General features: G+C 69.7%; 18 protein-coding genes. 3 read left to right on the plus strand and 15 right to left on the minus strand.

Features of this window, described 5'->3' with window-relative positions; all coding sequences use genetic code 11:
* Positions 1–33: 33 nt before the first annotated feature.
* The 4 genes from JK361_RS22740 to JK361_RS22755 all read right to left on the minus strand — a co-directional run bounded on the left by JK361_RS22740 (position 34) and on the right by JK361_RS22755 (position 1570).
* A complete protein-coding gene (locus JK361_RS22740) occupies positions 34–582 on the minus strand; it encodes a hypothetical protein (protein ID WP_201821168.1) in 549 nt (182 codons plus the stop codon).
* Positions 579–959, minus strand: a complete 381-nt coding sequence (locus JK361_RS22745; protein ID WP_201821170.1) for a hypothetical protein — start codon at positions 957–959, stop codon at positions 579–581. The genes JK361_RS22740 and JK361_RS22745 overlap by 4 nt, the downstream gene beginning before the upstream one ends.
* A 92-nt stretch (positions 960–1051) precedes the next feature.
* Complete coding sequence (locus JK361_RS22750; protein ID WP_201821172.1) at positions 1052–1285, minus strand: helix-turn-helix transcriptional regulator; 234 nt, start codon at positions 1283–1285, stop codon at positions 1052–1054.
* 6 nt (positions 1286–1291) lie between these two features.
* Positions 1292–1570: a helix-turn-helix transcriptional regulator gene (locus JK361_RS22755; protein ID WP_201821173.1), complete on the minus strand. Its 279-nt coding sequence runs from the start codon at positions 1568–1570 to the stop codon at positions 1292–1294.
* Positions 1571–1839: 269 nt separating this feature from the next.
* Between JK361_RS22755 and JK361_RS22760 the strand changes: the two genes are divergently transcribed.
* Together JK361_RS22760 and JK361_RS22765 are read left to right on the plus strand one after the other, a co-directional pair.
* Entirely contained in the window at positions 1840–2211 is a 372-nt protein-coding gene (locus tag JK361_RS22760) for a helix-turn-helix domain-containing protein (RefSeq protein ID WP_201821174.1), read from the plus strand.
* Between the two features lie 421 nt (positions 2212–2632).
* Positions 2633–3913: a tyrosine-type recombinase/integrase gene (locus tag JK361_RS22765; RefSeq protein ID WP_236053382.1), complete on the plus strand. Its 1281-nt coding sequence runs from the start codon at positions 2633–2635 to the stop codon at positions 3911–3913.
* A 271-nt stretch (positions 3914–4184) separates the two neighbouring features.
* Here the strand turns inward: JK361_RS22765 and JK361_RS22770 are convergent, their stop codons facing one another.
* The 6 genes from JK361_RS22770 to JK361_RS22795 form a co-directional block, all read right to left on the minus strand.
* Positions 4185–5333 carry a tyrosine-type recombinase/integrase gene (locus tag JK361_RS22770; RefSeq protein ID WP_236053383.1) on the minus strand — a complete coding sequence of 383 codons (1149 nt, stop codon included), beginning with the start codon at positions 5331–5333 and terminating at the stop codon, positions 4185–4187.
* Positions 5333–5533 carry a helix-turn-helix domain-containing protein gene (locus tag JK361_RS22775; RefSeq protein ID WP_201821175.1) on the minus strand — a complete coding sequence of 67 codons (201 nt, stop codon included), beginning with the start codon at positions 5531–5533 and terminating at the stop codon, positions 5333–5335. The genes JK361_RS22770 and JK361_RS22775 overlap by 1 nt, the downstream gene beginning before the upstream one ends.
* Positions 5534–5706: 173 nt before the next feature.
* A complete protein-coding gene (locus JK361_RS22780; RefSeq protein WP_201821176.1) occupies positions 5707–6852 on the minus strand; it encodes a DUF3631 domain-containing protein in 1146 nt (381 codons plus the stop codon).
* 349 nt (positions 6853–7201) lie between these two features.
* The gene (locus JK361_RS22785; RefSeq protein WP_201821369.1) at positions 7202–8104 is read right to left on the minus strand and encodes a bifunctional DNA primase/polymerase; all 903 of its coding nucleotides are present in this window, start codon (positions 8102–8104) and stop codon (positions 7202–7204) included.
* 90 nt (positions 8105–8194) lie between these two features.
* Complete coding sequence (locus JK361_RS22790; RefSeq protein ID WP_201821177.1) at positions 8195–8659, minus strand: hypothetical protein; 465 nt, start codon at positions 8657–8659, stop codon at positions 8195–8197.
* 204 nt (positions 8660–8863) lie between these two features.
* Positions 8864–10975 (minus strand): FtsK/SpoIIIE domain-containing protein, encoded by a 2112-nt coding sequence (locus JK361_RS22795; RefSeq protein ID WP_201821178.1) that lies wholly within the window; start codon positions 10973–10975, stop codon positions 8864–8866.
* A gap of 267 nt (positions 10976–11242) precedes the next feature.
* Here JK361_RS22795 and JK361_RS22800 point away from each other — a divergent pair, with 267 nt between their 5' ends.
* The gene (locus JK361_RS22800; protein WP_236053384.1) at positions 11243–11482 is read left to right on the plus strand and encodes a chaplin; all 240 of its coding nucleotides are present in this window, start codon (positions 11243–11245) and stop codon (positions 11480–11482) included.
* 115 nt (positions 11483–11597) lie between these two features.
* Here the strand turns inward: JK361_RS22800 and JK361_RS22805 are convergent, their stop codons facing one another.
* From JK361_RS22805 to JK361_RS22825, 5 genes are read right to left on the minus strand one after another with little or no spacing between them, the layout of a single operon-like run.
* The gene (locus JK361_RS22805; protein ID WP_201821373.1) at positions 11598–11774 is read right to left on the minus strand and encodes a pRL2-8; all 177 of its coding nucleotides are present in this window, start codon (positions 11772–11774) and stop codon (positions 11598–11600) included.
* A complete protein-coding gene (locus tag JK361_RS22810) occupies positions 11771–12088 on the minus strand; it encodes a hypothetical protein (protein WP_201821179.1) in 318 nt (105 codons plus the stop codon). The genes JK361_RS22805 and JK361_RS22810 overlap by 4 nt, the downstream gene beginning before the upstream one ends.
* 1 nt (position 12089) lies before the next feature.
* On the minus strand, positions 12090–12431 hold the full coding sequence (locus JK361_RS22815; RefSeq protein ID WP_201821375.1) for an RRQRL motif-containing zinc-binding protein: 342 nt from the start codon (positions 12429–12431) through the stop codon (positions 12090–12092).
* The gene (locus JK361_RS22820) at positions 12431–13564 is read right to left on the minus strand and encodes a conjugal transfer protein (RefSeq protein ID WP_201821180.1); all 1134 of its coding nucleotides are present in this window, start codon (positions 13562–13564) and stop codon (positions 12431–12433) included. Before JK361_RS22820 ends, JK361_RS22815 begins: the two co-directional genes overlap by 1 nt.
* On the minus strand, positions 13564–13833 hold the full coding sequence (locus tag JK361_RS22825; RefSeq protein WP_201821182.1) for a DUF6284 family protein: 270 nt from the start codon (positions 13831–13833) through the stop codon (positions 13564–13566). Before JK361_RS22825 ends, JK361_RS22820 begins: the two co-directional genes overlap by 1 nt.
* Between the last annotated feature and the right edge of the window lie 323 nt (positions 13834–14156).

Below are 14156 nucleotides of genomic sequence, written 5' to 3' on the forward strand. Positions count from 1 at the left end.
CGACGGCCACCCACAGCAGCCACTCGATGCCGGTCACTCGTCGGCCCCCTCGTCGTACTCGGAGTCCAGCTCCAGGACTGTGACGATGTAGCCGGTGGTGGACTCCTCGTTCTGGCCGGCGGTGACCATCAGCTCGGCGACGCGGTCCTCGTCGTCCGCGATCCAGTCGAAGGCGAGGGTGGTACCCGTCGGCCAGGAGTGGCGCTCCGTCGCCTCGCAGTGGGCGCGGGCGGCGGCCTCGGTTCCGTAGTGGCCGAGGGTGATCCCGGAGTCCGGGTGCTCGGCGCGGAACACGGTGGTCGGCGCGGCCTCACGGGCCTGGGCGTCCCGGTCGGCGTTGAGCAGCGCGACCAAGTAGTCCACCAGCAGGGGGTCAACGGAGATCACCGGGTCCGGGCAGCAGCTGTACACCGAGCCGTCCGTCCGCTCGTGGCCCTCGTCGGTGCACACCGGAGCGATGGCATCCGGCGCGGCGGTGACCGCATCGCCGTCGAACGCGGGGCGCCACTCGGGCAGCGCGGCCCCGGTGGTCTGGAGCAGCAGCGCGGTAGCCGCACGCCGGGCGTCGGCGAGGCCGCTCATGCCGCCACCGCCGCACGAATCTCCGGCATGACCGACTCACCCGTCACCTGCACCACCGACACGAACACCGGCACCGCCGGCACCCGCGGCGAGTCGGTCCACGTCGACGTGTGCAGCGTCCACACCGTCTGGCCCGACGGCAGGTCGACCGTGGTGATCGTGCCGCCCATGACGTCCAGCCACGCGGCGAGGACGTCCATGTCGGTGGCGGACACGAGGACCGCGTCCGGCGTGGCCTGGAACGCGACGTGCAGGGTGGGCAGCGCCTTGACCGCGGTGGTCACGTCGTACGCCGTCTCGTTGCGACGCCGGGCGGCCTGCCGGTCGTGAAAGCTCAGGTGCTGCACGACGGGTGGGGTCTGGAATGATGTGCCCATCGGGGCCTCTCTTTCGGATCTTGTAGGGGCGCCGGTCGGGGGCTGCTCGGGCCGGGAAGCTGAGAGCGGCCCTTCGGCGCGTCAGGGGGAGGTCAGGCGGTGAGCCGCTGCTCGCTGCGCTCGGCCATCCATGCCTGGACCGCCGCGAGGTCGAAGCGCCGGCCGCGGAAAGCGGTCGGCTCTACCGGGCAGCCGGCCTTGACCCACTCGTTCACCGTCCAGTTCGAGACCCCGTAGCGGGCCATCAGCTGTGCGGTGGTCAGGAGCGGGGAGAGCCCGGTGGGGGCGAGGATCTCGGTGCGCTCAGCGAGGGTCTGAGTCGCCATGGGGGTTCACCTTTCCACTGTGTCAGTAGAAACTGAGGGCGTGAGGAAGTGGTCGTTGACGGGTTCGCCGAGCGCCGCGGCGATGAGTCGCGCCGTGCGCTCGCGGCATCGGTCCGCGCCGTACTTGCCGCGGCCGGTGATCTTGATGATGGTCCCGAGACTGACCCCCCTCCCGCTCGCGTCGACCCCCTTGGTCTTGGCGGCGAGTGCGGCTTGGGTCAGCCCGCGACGCCTCATTGCGTCCCGGAGTGGCTGGCCCGCGCCCTTGCGGATCAGGTCGGTCATGTGCGCCTCACGCGTTCGGTAGTCCCTGTCCGGCACCGCGGGGTGCCGTTGACACATTTCTACTGTGTCAGTGTCAGTGAGGTCAAGTGAGTGTCAGTGAGTGTTGATGAGCGATACGTGCGTGTGGCATATTTCGAACGGACGTTCTAGAGGTGTGGCATATGCCGAGCACAACGGCGCGTAACGGGGAGGTCGCGCGCTGCGTGTGAAACCCGCCACGCTTCTACTTTGGCTTGCAAAAGTAGAAGATCACCGAGCATGCTTGCCCCGTGGACAAGCCGGAGCGCACCGAAGATCTGGCGCAGCTTCTCGCACGACTCAAGGATCATTACCGAGTCACAGACAGCGAGATCGCGCGCCGCATCGGCGTTGCCCCTGCCACTGTGAACAGCTGGGTCCACCGCAAGCGCGGCGGCGGCCGAGGCCCGAAGCGCGAAGCGCTGTCCGCGCTCGCCCGCGAGTTCCCCGCCTTCAGCGAGGCCGAGATTTTCCGCGCCGCCGGCCGCCAGTCCCCCGGCCCTCTCAGCACCGAGGCCGAGGCCCGCATCCTGGAGCTATACCGCGGCCTCACCGCGGAACAGCAGCGGATCACCGAGGCGCAGCTGCGCGCCCTGCATGATCTGAATCGGACGGGGCAGTAGGCAACCCGGCACGCCCGTCGTGAGTCTCCGCTAACTGGACTCGCTCACTCCTAGTGAGTTTTCGGCAACCACTTGTTCAACAGTGGTCGAAAATTCCACCATCCAGGGGTACGGTCGGACGTGCTGCCGATGTCCTCCCCCGTCGGCGACAGGTCCCTTTTACCTGCGCATCCGGGGGTACGCATGTGCGTCCGCATCAGCTTCGCTCCGCCCGACACCGCTCCTGCCTTCGATGCCGATGAGCGAGTGATCACCGTCCCCAGTGACCTCACCCCTGCACATACCGTCACCCTCGTCCGCGCCATCCTTCGGGAACTGGTCGTCCCTCAGCCCGAGTTCGGTGCAGTCTGCTGGTGCGGGGCCACCGTCGACCTGAGGCCCCGCGTACCCGGACAGCGGAGGACTGAGCAGGTGGTGAAGCATGGGGCGTAAGGCCTCGAACAATCCGCGGCAGCTGCGGCAGAAGACATGCGGTTGCCCGAAGTGCATGGAGGCGTACCCGCCCGAGCAGCACGGCGAGCGCAACAGGCGCCGAGACTGCATCGGATCGTGGCAGGCCCGCTACCGCGACCCGGACGGCCGGCAGAAGCAGAAGTGCTTCCCGATCTCCGAGGGCGGCAAGCGCGCTGCCGAGGCGTTCCTCGATGAGGTCCGCACCCGCGTACGGAAGCGGACGTACGCCGACCCGAAGCGCGGCGAGATCACCCTCGCGCAGTGGTGGGACCTGTGGTGGCCGGCTCAGCCGAAGAAGGCCGTCACGACGACGAACAGGAAGCTGTCGAACTGGCGGGCCCACATCGAGCCGAAGTGGGGCCGGTGGCGGCTGTGCGACCTGGAGTTCATCGAGCTTCAGAAGTGGATCACGACCGAGGTGAAGGGGCACCACACCCGGAAGAAAGTGCTGGAGCTGCTGTCCGGGATGCTGCGCGACGCCGTACGGGACGGCAAACGCATCCCGTTCAACCCGGCCGCCGAGGTCCAGCTCGAAGCACCACCGAAGAAGGACGCCGAGGACACCCGGCCGCCGACCCGGGAACAGTGCGCGCTGATCCGGCAGCACGTCGGCATCTGGTACCGGCCGCTGGTGGTGTTCCTCGAAGAGACCGGTCTGCGCTGGGGTGAGGCCACCGGCCTGCGCTGGGCTCACGTCGACCTGGAGGCTAAGCACCTCAGAGTGAAGGAAGTGCTCACCGAGGACAAGGGCCGGCTGCTGAGGAAGGCCGCGCCGAAGAGCGTGGCCGGCTTCCGTACGGTGCCGCTCACCCCGGAGGCGATCGAAGCGGTACAGACGATGGCCGCGCGCTTCAAGCCGGTCGACACCGTCTCGCCCATCGGTGACGGCCGCGAGATGCACCCTGAGGAACTCGTGTTCCGCGGGCCGAACGGTGGCTGCCTGACCCGGCACAACTTCCGGCGGACGTGGATCCCGGCGATTCAGGCGGCCGGCCTGGCCCGGAAGGTCGTGAACGAGGAGACGAAGCGGACCGAGTGGTGGCCGCGGGTACACGATCTGCGGCACGTGTTCGCCACGCGCCTGAAGGATCTCGGCGTCCCTGAGAAGGACGTCCAGACGGTGATGGGCCACGACCGCGGCAGCAAGGTGACGTGGCTGTACCAGCACAGTGCCGAGGATGTGGCAGCTCAGGTGCTCGCGGTGATGGCGCCGGAGAGGCCGGCTGTTCGAATGCTGAAGGCGGTGTGAGGCCGGATGCCACGCGGATGCCACATGGATGCCACAACACCCCCTCACTGATCCTCACTGACACTCACTGATACCTGTTTGCACTGGTCACGCCCCCGCGAATCGAGACTCATCGAGACTCACTCAGTCTCACCGAGACTCACGGACGATGAACGTTTTCTCCTAAAGCGGGTGTCGCAGGTTCGAATCCTGCCGGGGGCACCAGGGAAAACGGCCCGGACCGATCAAGGTTCGGGCCGTTTTGACGGCACCATTTGACGGCAGTCGCCTCTCAGGCGGCGGGCAGACGGCGCTTGAGCAGCCGATCCATGTGGCTGATCGCCTCCCGTTGGGTGTCGTGCACGACGTGCGTGTACACGTCCATGGTGATGCTGATCTGGCTGTGTCCCAGGATCTCCATGATGACGCGCGGTGCCACGCCGGCCGCCGTCAGCAGCGTGGCGCAGCCGTGCCGCGCATCGTGCAGCCGAACCACCCGCAGCCCCGCATCGGCCGCGACCCGTGTGAAGGACCGGTAGACGTTCCGCGGCTCGACCGGTCGGCCGTTCCGCGTGGCGAAGACGTAGCCGGTCTCCGACCAGGCGACGCCCGTGCGCGCGAACGCCTCGCGCTGCCTCAGTCGGTGCCAGCGCAGGGGCGCGATGCACAGCGCGGGCATCGGCACCACTCGGCTCCGGCGGCTCTTGGGGTCGTCGTCGTACAGGGTGCCCCTACGGCGCTGAGTCTGCTGTCGGACGTGCAGGACGCGGTTATCCAGGTCCATGTCGGACCAACGCAGGCCTACCAGCTCACCGCGGCGCAGGCCCATAGCAACGGCCAGCACGAACGCCGCGTATAGCGGGTCTCGGCGAGCAGCCTCCAGGAAGGACAGCGTCTCTTCCAGAGTCCACGGCCGGATCTCCCGCTGCTTCACTCGCGGTGGCTCGACCAGCGACGCGACATTCCGGGTGATCAATTCTTCCCGCACGGCCGCCGTGAGCGCTGTGCGCAGCACCCGGTGCGCTTCCTTCGCGGTCGCGGCCGTGTGGGCGTTCTGCACTCGGGTGATGAAGCGGCGCACGTCAGCAACGCTCAACGATTCCAGCCGCTTTGTACCCAACAGGGGCACAAGGTAAATGCGCACGTGTGCTTCGTACTTGTCGTACGTGCTGAGCTTGCGACGTGGCTCGATGTAGTGCTCCAGCCAGTACGGCAACCACTCGGAGAGCTTGGCGGAACGGGTTGGCGTCGGGATGCCTTGGCGGTCACGGCGCACCAACTCCTGACGCTTGGTGTCGCACTCCTCCCACGTGCTGCCGTAGACGGTCTTGCGCTTGCGTGTGCCGTCGGGCTGGGGAACGTACACCCGCGCTTCGTAACGGCCGTCCTTGCGCTGCCAGATGCTGCCAGCGCCGTTGGGGTTCCTTTTACGGGGGGCCATCAGGCTGCGTTCTCCTCGATCTGTGCCTGAATGAAGGCGCGCAGGCTGTCGGGGGCAACGCGGCGTGCGCGCCCGACGGTGAAGCTCGCCAACTCACGGGATCGGATGAGGTCATAGACCTTGCTGCGGCTCAGCCGCAGGGCGGTCATCACTTCGGGGACGGTGAGGGCTTCGGGGGCTGCGGGCATGGCGGTGCGCACGACGAACCTCCTGGGATACGGGGGCGTCCACGGCCCCCTTCTGGAAAGTCCGCTACTTCCGCTACCGCCGCTACCTCCCAGGTCAGAGGGCCTGTCGGAGGTAGCGGATGGGGTAGCGGTAGCGGATGGGTAGCGGCAAGCACGACGGCTTGCCGCTACCGCATTGACGCAGCTCAGACCGTGTTTTCGGTGCCGGGTAGCGGAAGTAGCGGACTTTCCGGGGGAGGGGGGCAGTAGCGGGCCCATGCGTCGCGGAGATCGGTGGCGTAATAGCCCTTGAGGACGCTCCCGGCGGTCTTGATGTTGCGGGAGGCGATGGGCTCGTTGTCGGCCGTCATGTACTCGGCGAGCATCCGGGACAGGCGCCGGTTGTCGAGCGGCTTGCCGTGCAGATCGGCCCACGGAGCGTCGTCCAGGGCGTTGAGCCGGTCCAGGATGGCGACGGTGGGAAGGCGGTCGATGCCGACCATGACGTGGTCGCGGAGGTCGGTCAGCAACCGGATTCCCAGACTGCCCTTGTCGTTGGCCTTGGAGGCGGTAACCAGCGTCACGCACGCGGCGCGGGACCGCTCGGGCCAGTCACCGCCAGCCGCATCGGCGATGGCGAGCAAGGGTTCCCACACGTCCGCCGGCCGGTCGGTGACTCCGTCGGGCATGTCGGGCCAGGCACCCATGACGAATCCGCGGGCGTGCTCCGCCCACTGGGCGAGCCGGTCGCGCAGCCTGTGCCCCTCGGCTTCGTGGACGCGGGCCCGGAAGGGTTCGATGTGCTCGTTGCGGGCCCGGCGGCGCATACGGATGACGACGGACCGGGTCATGATCGTGTCGGGCAGGTTGCCGAGACCGGCGACGGCGACGCCGGCGTACGACGGGAACGCTTGAACGGTCTGGTTACCGCCATCGCCGATGCACCGATAGGTGACCCCGGTACGGCGGTGCCCGGCGTTCAGGAACCCGCGCAGTTCCTCGTTGTCTCCCGCCTTGGGACCGAAGATTGTGTCGATCTCATCGAACAGGATCGTCGGCCGGCCGTTGGGGTTGGACACGGACCGAAACAGTGCGGCGGCGGAAGCGTTGACGGCCGTCATCGGCTGCGGAACCAGCGTTTCCACGATCTCCAGCGCGCGGGACTTGCCCGACCCCGGCTCCGGCGACAGGAACGCCAGACGCGGGGTGCTGTCGAAGCAATCGAGCAGGTGAGCGTGCGCGTCCCACAGCGCGACGGCGACGTAGGCGGCCTCGGTGGGGAAGACGTTGAACCGGCGGTGGAAGGCTTCCACCTCGTTCAGCAGCGCGGCCCCGTCGATGGTGGGGGTCATGCGGCGGCCCTTCCTTCCTGCGGATGGCGGAGCGGGCAGGTGTCGCGATGGGCGGTGTGGGCTTCGATCAATGCGGCCACCTGGGCGTGGCCGATGGCGCTGCGATCCCAGCCGCACAAGCACCGCGAGGCGGCGGCGGGCATACCTCGGTACGGCGCGCTGATGCTCAGCCACGAGACGGGGTAGCGGCCGTCTGCCGAGTGCTGGTCAGAGAGAAGAGCAGAAGGGACGCCCTTACGGGCGGCGCCTTTCGGCTCGCCCACGGTCGCCGTGTCCACACCTTGTGGAGCGGCCTGCGGGCCGGTGGGTGCCGGGGGTTGGCCTTCCAAGGGACGGGCGGCAGGGGTGCTCATGCTGCCTCCCTGGGGCGGGCTTTGCGGATGGAGCCGTCCAGGGCGCTGCGGATGGTGGTGCGGCACTCGGCAGCGGTGAGTCCGGCCGTCTCGCCGATCCCTTGGAAGGCCTCCTCCACCACGTGCCGGGGGAGGTCGCCCCACGCGACGAACCGCCCCACCTTGAACGCGCACCGGTTCAGCGTGGAGTTGCGCTCCCCTCCCGGGGCGGCGGCCACGACTGCGCACTCAGCTTCCAGCGCGGCCAGCGCCGCGCGGCTACCGTCCGCCGCAGGCAGCCTTAACGGGCCCACAGGTCGCGTGGGAGCGGGTTGCAGGATGGCTTGCAGCCACGATGGCAGAGGGGCCGCCACAGAGGCGCACAGCGCTTCGTACCGTCCGGCGGGAGTGATGCTGCCGACCGCGACGACGTACCCGCCCCACGCCCGTGTGTCCACCGAATCGGTCACCGTTCCCGCCGTGTTGCCCAACCGGAGACCGGGCGAGGCGGTGAAGTACAGGTGGGTTCCGCCGCTCGGGGTCCGGGTCCGGTAGGTGGTGGGGACGGCCTGCCCGGCGCGCTCGCAGAGCGCAGAGAAGGTTGTCGCGCCGTCAGGCGCATCCGAACTGCCCTTGTGCTCTGGGGTGTCCAGGTCCACCACGAGCAGCCCGGACGGGCCGCACGCGATGCCGACGTTGAACGGCGCCCGGGTCCAGGCGGCGCGGATACGGTCCGGGTCGGTGGTGGCGCGCTGCTCCCACTTCTGGTGGCCGGCCGCGCAGTCGCCGGTGCGGGGGCAGGTCCTCTCGCCGTGCAGCGCGGGCGGCTTGCCGCCGGGCCGCAGCGGAAAGACGTGCCAGCCGCGTTCGGCAGCGTCCAGCGCTGCGGACAACAGCGCTAAGCGGGTGTCATGAGTCATGCTGGATACCTCCAGTGCCTTGATGGGTTGCTGGTTGGGCAAGGGCGGCCCCGCGACTTTGGCGAGACGAGGGGGCCGCCCTTGGCGTAGCTAGCCGTGGAAGTGGTTGCGCTTGATCACGGCCTTGCGGATGTTCACGGTGGTGCCGCTCTTGTGGGCGCTCGCGCTGGAGACCTGCACGGCAATCCATCCGCCGAAGATGACGGCGGCGAGGGTGATGAGCTGGGTGATGAGCGCGGTGAGCGCGGCGATGAACGTGCTGATCAGCAGCAGCCCTCCGCACACCGCGAGGAACCCGACGCCCCCGACGGCGACGTTCAACGCCGCTCGGGACACGGGTGGCTTCGGTGCGACCGGTGCGGGCTGCATGGGGTTGATGGCGTATCCGGTGACGACACGGCCGTCCGGCAGGACGATGCTCGCCACGGCTGGCGCCGCCGTCGGCTGCACCGCGACGACAGGCGCCGGTACCGCCGTGGCGGGGGTGAACGGGGTCGGCTGATGGACCTCGACGGGCCGCAGGACGGACACGTTGGGGATGCTCTCGGGGTGCATGTGGAATCCCATCCGGTGTTCGGGCAGGGAGGCGGAGACACCCCCTGCGGGGGGCCGTGTAGAGGGGGGTTTCAGGGGTCTGACCTGCACGCCTCCCTGACTCCCTGGGCGATCATTCGTGCTGGTCAGGGCCAGGGAGGCGGGTCAGGGAGGTGTTCAGGGAGTTCTCCCTGCCTCCCTGGCCCGTGTGGGGTCGGCTCCCTGTCATCCGGCGTCGGAAGCGGAACCCTCGACGTCGCGGTTGGCGAGGGCCCGTGCCACGCGGTCGCGGCCGACGACCATGCGGCCGTCGGACTTGTACGGCTCGGCGCCGGCGTCCTCCAGGACGCGGGTGAGGTCGCCGGGTGACCAGTCGCCGTAGGCGGTCGGGTTCAGCACGGACAGCCGCTTGATGACGTCCTGCGTGCGCAGCCGGGGCGCGTCGCCGATGACGCCGGCGATGTCGGCGAGCGGATCGTGGTCCTCGCCCCGGTCGATGGCGTGCAGGGTGGTGACGCCGTCGCGCAGGGCCTTGGCGCGGTCGGTGATGGCCTTGGCCGCGTCGTCATCGACGTAGTGCGTGCGGACCGTGATGGACGACTGGCCCTTGGGGATGTCGATGCCGGACGACGCGACCACGAGGGTGCCCTGATCCAGGCCGGGCCGCAGCAGGTTCGGCGCGGCGCCGCCGTCGACGGCCTTGTCACCCAAAGCCATCCGGGCCTGCGACTCCGTCCCGAGGGCGAGGGAGGCGCGGGTGTGGGCGCCCTCGCGGACCAGCTTGGGCAGGTTCTGGTCGGTGGGGTCCTGGGTGCCCTGCCACATAAGCACGTTCACGGCCCGCCCCTGGTTGTGGATCTTGCGGACGGCCATGAAGTAGCGGGAGGTGGCCTTGGAGCCGCCGTAGTAGCGGCCTTCCTCGTCCTTGACCGGGCACATGAACGCGACCTGCGCCTCGTCGACCAGCACGATCAGCGCGGGGAAGACGGTGCCGGGCGGCGCCATGAGGCGGCGGTTCATCTCCTCCACTGCGCCCTCGACCATCTCGGTCACCTGGATGACGTGCTCATCGGTCGGCCCCTGGATCAGGGTGCGGGCGAGGCCGTCGAACATGGCCCAGTCGCCCACGCCCTTGAGGTCACCCATGAGGAACTGCACCGACTTGTCCAGTGCGAGCCACAGCGCCAGGGACCGCAGTGCCACGGTCTTGCCCTGGTTCGACAGGCCGGTGATGAGCAGGTGCCGCTGATACAGGCTCAGGGCGGCGGCATCCCCGCGCAGGTCCTGCCCCCAGGGCGCCTTGCCCTTGGCGTAGTCGGCGGTCATCGTGTCGTCCGTGACCAGCGGGGAGGGGCCGATCGGCTCGTCCAGCGCCCCGGAGTCGGCCACCCACAGCCGGACCGTGCGGGCGGCGGTGGGGATGGTGATGAACACCTCGTGCTCGTGCCGGGAGAGGTTCTCGGCGAGCTTGCGCCGCTTGCCCTGCACCTCGTTGGTCGACACCCCCGAGGGGAGCGTGACGTCGACTTCCACCCCGCATCCGGCGATCACGATGGGGGACAGCATCGACGCACCGCCGTCGCCCATCTCCGTGATCGCTTTGCGCAGGGCCGGGATGCCGAGGTCGCGCAGGGCCTTGACCACGATGGACGGGGTGATCGGCTCGCCCTCGCCCGTGCGGACGCTTGCGGGCAGGGCCCACTGCGGTGCGGCTTTCTGATGGGCGCCGACCGACCACAGGGCGAGCAGGGCGAGGAACGGGCCGAGGGTGAGGGCCGGGCCCCACACCACGCGCACGATGGTGATCAGCAGGTTGATGAACTTGATGACCGCCATCAGCGGTGTGAGGACGTCGGCCGGCTCTTTGGTGGCGACGGCCATGGCGATGCCGAGCAGGAGCAGACCGCCGACGCCCATGCCGGTGCCGACGGCCGCGCCCTTGGCCGCGTCCAGCGGGGAGTGAAGCAGGTCCATGCGGCGGCGGTGGCGGGCCTCGCGGAAGCGCTGCCCGCGCTCTTCCCAGTCGGCAGCCGCCTCCATGTTTCCCGCGGCTTCGGCGGTGCGCATGTAGCGCTCGTAGCGGGCGGCGGTCCGGCCGTCCCACGCACGGCGACCCACGATCCGGGCCCCGCCGTAGACGTAGAGGGAGTGCCGGGCGACCGTGCGGGCGGTGGTCTTGGTGGTCTCGTGGGTGACGGCGGTCTTGATGGCGCGGCCCGAGCGGACCCAGAGCGGGACCGGGGGCGTGGCCGGCGGGTCGGGGACCACGGTCAGCGTGGTCACGGGGGCCGGGTCGGGGTCGGTGGTCTTGTGCAGGTGAACGACCTTGCCGCTCATGCGGAAGTACTCCTGTCTGCCCCGTGGGGCGGGAGTGAAGAAGGGTCGGGGCGGCGGTTCGGGTCCCGAGGGGGGCGCGCGTTCGGGCGCTGCTCCGGTTGGCGGGTGGGGGTGCCGAGCAGTTCGGGTGAACGTCCGTGTCCGGGCGGGCGGCTGCCTGTTGAGTCGGGAAGTCGTCCGGTCGGGCCGTGCCCCTCTCGCCGGGACGGCGCTCCGGGAGCCGGCCGAGACGAACCCTCGCCTGTTCGAACTCAAAGAAAGCGAGTCATGATCGTCATGAAGAAGATGCTTGCGGTTGCCACCGCTGCCTGCGCCGTCGTCCTGGGCGGAGCAGGCGTCGCGGCCGCCGATGGCGGTGCTCAGGGCGCCGCAGTGAATTCCCCTGGTGTGGTGTCCGGCAACGTGATTCAGGTCCCGGTTCACGTCCCGGTCAACGCGTGCGGTAACAGCATCAACGTCGTCGGCCTGCTCAACCCGACCTTCGGGAACACCTGCGCCGAGGACTGATCTGACCGGACAGGCCGCACGGGCCCGGTGGGCCTTCGTGTGTGAGAGTGAACGTGGGCGGCCGGACTTCCCTTCCCGGCCGCCCACACCTGTTGAACCGGTCAGGACGGTGCGGTCACCACCACCGGGAGCCGGCCTTGGGCACGAGGTAAGGGTGGCCGTTGCGCATGTGGTCCACGCACTGCGGGCAGTCCTCGCGCGGACCGAGGTGGCTGTGTGCGCGCTTGTCGTGGGCGTGCTGCCAGCACTGCGGGCACTCACCCGCAGGCGCCTGCTGCGCGGCCACGATCACCACCACCCGGAGGACTTCTTCGCGGCCTTGGCCTTGGCGGCCTCGGTCACGATGCGCTGCCGCTCCATCCGCAAAGCGGTGATTTCCGTGGTCAGCCGGGTCTCCGCGCTCTGCCATGCGGTCTCGATGCGCTGCTCGGCACGTCCCGGGCTGTTGCCCCGGACGATCCGGTAGGAGCCGCCGGCGAGGGCACCGAGGACGGCGCGGCGCTCGCGGCCGTCCAGCGGCCACATCTCGCGGTTGCGGACCGCTTCCAGCTTGCGCATCGTCTGCTGGATCGCCTTGTCCAGGCGACGGGTGTCGGGCTTGCCCATGTCAGGCACTCCTCGGCGAGGTAGAAGGGGAAGCGCAGGGCCCGCAGGTGCCGAGCGCGGCGGGGATGACGTAGCCCGCATCGGTGCGGCATTGCGGGCAGATACGACGGGCACGGTTGGCTTTGGCCAGCGCCGCCCACCGCGCCGGCGTCATCGGACGGACCGGCTTGGCCAGGTCGACGCGGTACAGGTAGGCGACCAGCGGGCCACGGCGGCGGCGCGGTCGTTCGAGCTGCGCTGCCACCTCCTGGCCGCCCGGTCGCAGGCCCCGCGCACGGAGCTGCCGACGGGTGGCGTAGCCGTCCGGGGCAAGCCGCCACCGATAGACGGGCAGCGCTGCGATCACGCGGCCCGTTCGGCGAGCAGCGCGTCACGGAGCATCCGCGCGTTGACCGGGGAGACGTGCAGGACACGGCGGATGCCCTCGGCAGTCACCTTCGCCTCGGGCCAGTCAGCCGTCACGGTCCGTGCCTCGGTCAGGAGCTGCTCCGGACTCCGCCGGGTCCGGGGTGCTTTCGCGGCATCCGGCACCCGATACGTCGCCCGCCGCTGCCGGGTCGACGCGGCAGCCACCGACCGGCGCACGATCGGCCGGGCCGGGGTCGACTCGACCGGGGCCGTAAGCGCGGGGATCGGCTTGAGCAGCAAGCTCGACTTGCCCGCGTCCGCCGGGACCGGGGCGGGCACCGGGAGACGCGTGAGGGCGATCGTGACCGGAGTCGATTCCGGCTGGTCAGCCGTAGACCGAATCCTCTCGGTCTCGGTAGATTCCTCCGCATTCGCGCTCGCGGTGGCTGCCGGGCCGATCGGGTCGACCGACGGCAGCGGCGGCGGGTCGGCCGGGGTGGTGAACATGCCTGCCAGCGCGGCATCCGCACCCGCCGTGACGCGCTCGCGCTGCACGTCGAGCAGGCGTGTTCCGAGTGCGTGGTCGCCGGTGCCGACCCTTCGGGCCAGCCGCCACGACTTGCGCTCCGACCACTTCTTGACGCGGTCGCTGGGGTGGTTGGCGGCCACGGCCCGGTGATAGGCCAACTGCCGCACGACGGCCGCCGCCCGGGCTTCGGCTTCGGCGTCGTGGCCGTCGGTGTGGACGACGATCCGCCGGGCCAGGAACGCCATGCCCTCCGCCGAGACGCACATACCCATCGGGGTCACGGCGTAAATGACGGTCCGGCCAGCGTCGGGGCCGGCCATCGCGGCCATGACCGAGGCGGCGGCGGGCAGCGCCCACAGCCCCAGCCGGACGACGCGGGGTGAGGACTGGCCCAGCATGGTCAGGCCGAGCAGGACCAGGCCGAGAACGGCGGTGGCGCCCTCGCCGGCCGCGACGGCACCGAGCGCGGTGCCGGTGCCGTAGGCGTGGCCGATGTTGCTGAACGTGCCGTATCCGCCGATGCCGCCGACGGCGGCCATGATGACGAACGCGGTCCCCAGGACGATGCGCTGCGGGGTGGTCAGTTCCTTGTGGTTCATCACGCCGCACCACCCGGCAGGCTGGTGCCGGCCGTGCGGTTGACCAGTGCGACCCGCGCGGCCAGCGCCCGGCGGCGGGCGCGACGGATACGGCGGGCGTCCAGCTCGGTCGGGACGCGGTCCAGGGTGGCGATCTGTGCGTCCAGCAGGTCGACGTCCGCCAGGATCACGGGCATCTCACGCTCGATCGCGTCCAGCTCCGCGTCCGTCGGCTCCATGAAGTCGGCGAACGCCGTAACAGCGTCCTGAACAGTGACGATGTGCTCCATTGGGTCGTGTTCCTCTCAGTCAGGAACGGCCCGAACAGCGCCCCCGGTGTTCCCGCACCGGGGGCGCACGCCGTTGAAGTCGGAAGATCCGGCTCCCCTCAGCGCTGCTCGTACGAGACGAGCAGCGGAGGCAACCGGCCGCAGTCGTTGACCTGCGGGAAGGTCGAAACGCGCTGTACCGCGCGCAGGACTGAACCTGCGCGCGCCCGCCCTCTTGCTTGCGAAGGGGGGACGGGCTCCCTTGGCACGCTGTTGAGTTCTCAAACGGCTATCGCTTCCTTCGAGCCCGCTCTCGCGGCACCCTCCGGGCGTTGACGCAACCC

Source organism: Streptomyces musisoli, assembly GCF_016741855.1.
GTDB lineage: Bacteria > Actinomycetota > Actinomycetes > Streptomycetales > Streptomycetaceae > Streptomyces > Streptomyces musisoli.

Coding starts and splice junctions, on each gene's coding strand:
- JK361_RS22810 (WP_201821179.1), bottom strand. CDS start 12,088: ATGGGCAAGCCCGACACCCGTCGCCTGGACAAGGCGATCCAGCAGACG.
- JK361_RS22750 (WP_201821172.1), bottom strand. CDS start 1,285: ATGGCGACTCAGACCCTCGCTGAGCGCACCGAGATCCTCGCCCCCACC.
- JK361_RS22795 (WP_201821178.1), bottom strand. CDS start 10,975: ATGAGCGGCAAGGTCGTTCACCTGCACAAGACCACCGACCCCGACCCG.
- JK361_RS22825 (WP_201821182.1), bottom strand. CDS start 13,833: ATGGAGCACATCGTCACTGTTCAGGACGCTGTTACGGCGTTCGCCGAC.
- JK361_RS22745 (WP_201821170.1), bottom strand. CDS start 959: ATGGGCACATCATTCCAGACCCCACCCGTCGTGCAGCACCTGAGCTTT.
- JK361_RS22740 (WP_201821168.1), bottom strand. CDS start 582: ATGAGCGGCCTCGCCGACGCCCGGCGTGCGGCTACCGCGCTGCTGCTC.
- JK361_RS22790 (WP_201821177.1), bottom strand. CDS start 8,659: ATGCACCCCGAGAGCATCCCCAACGTGTCCGTCCTGCGGCCCGTCGAG.
- JK361_RS22765 (WP_236053382.1), top strand. CDS start 2,633: ATGGGGCGTAAGGCCTCGAACAATCCGCGGCAGCTGCGGCAGAAGACA.
- JK361_RS22785 (WP_201821369.1), bottom strand. CDS start 8,104: ATGACTCATGACACCCGCTTAGCGCTGTTGTCCGCAGCGCTGGACGCT.
- JK361_RS22800 (WP_236053384.1), top strand. CDS start 11,243: ATGATCGTCATGAAGAAGATGCTTGCGGTTGCCACCGCTGCCTGCGCC.
- JK361_RS22755 (WP_201821173.1), bottom strand. CDS start 1,570: ATGACCGACCTGATCCGCAAGGGCGCGGGCCAGCCACTCCGGGACGCA.
- JK361_RS22770 (WP_236053383.1), bottom strand. CDS start 5,333: ATGGCCCCCCGTAAAAGGAACCCCAACGGCGCTGGCAGCATCTGGCAG.
- JK361_RS22780 (WP_201821176.1), bottom strand. CDS start 6,852: ATGACCCCCACCATCGACGGGGCCGCGCTGCTGAACGAGGTGGAAGCC.
- JK361_RS22820 (WP_201821180.1), bottom strand. CDS start 13,564: ATGAACCACAAGGAACTGACCACCCCGCAGCGCATCGTCCTGGGGACC.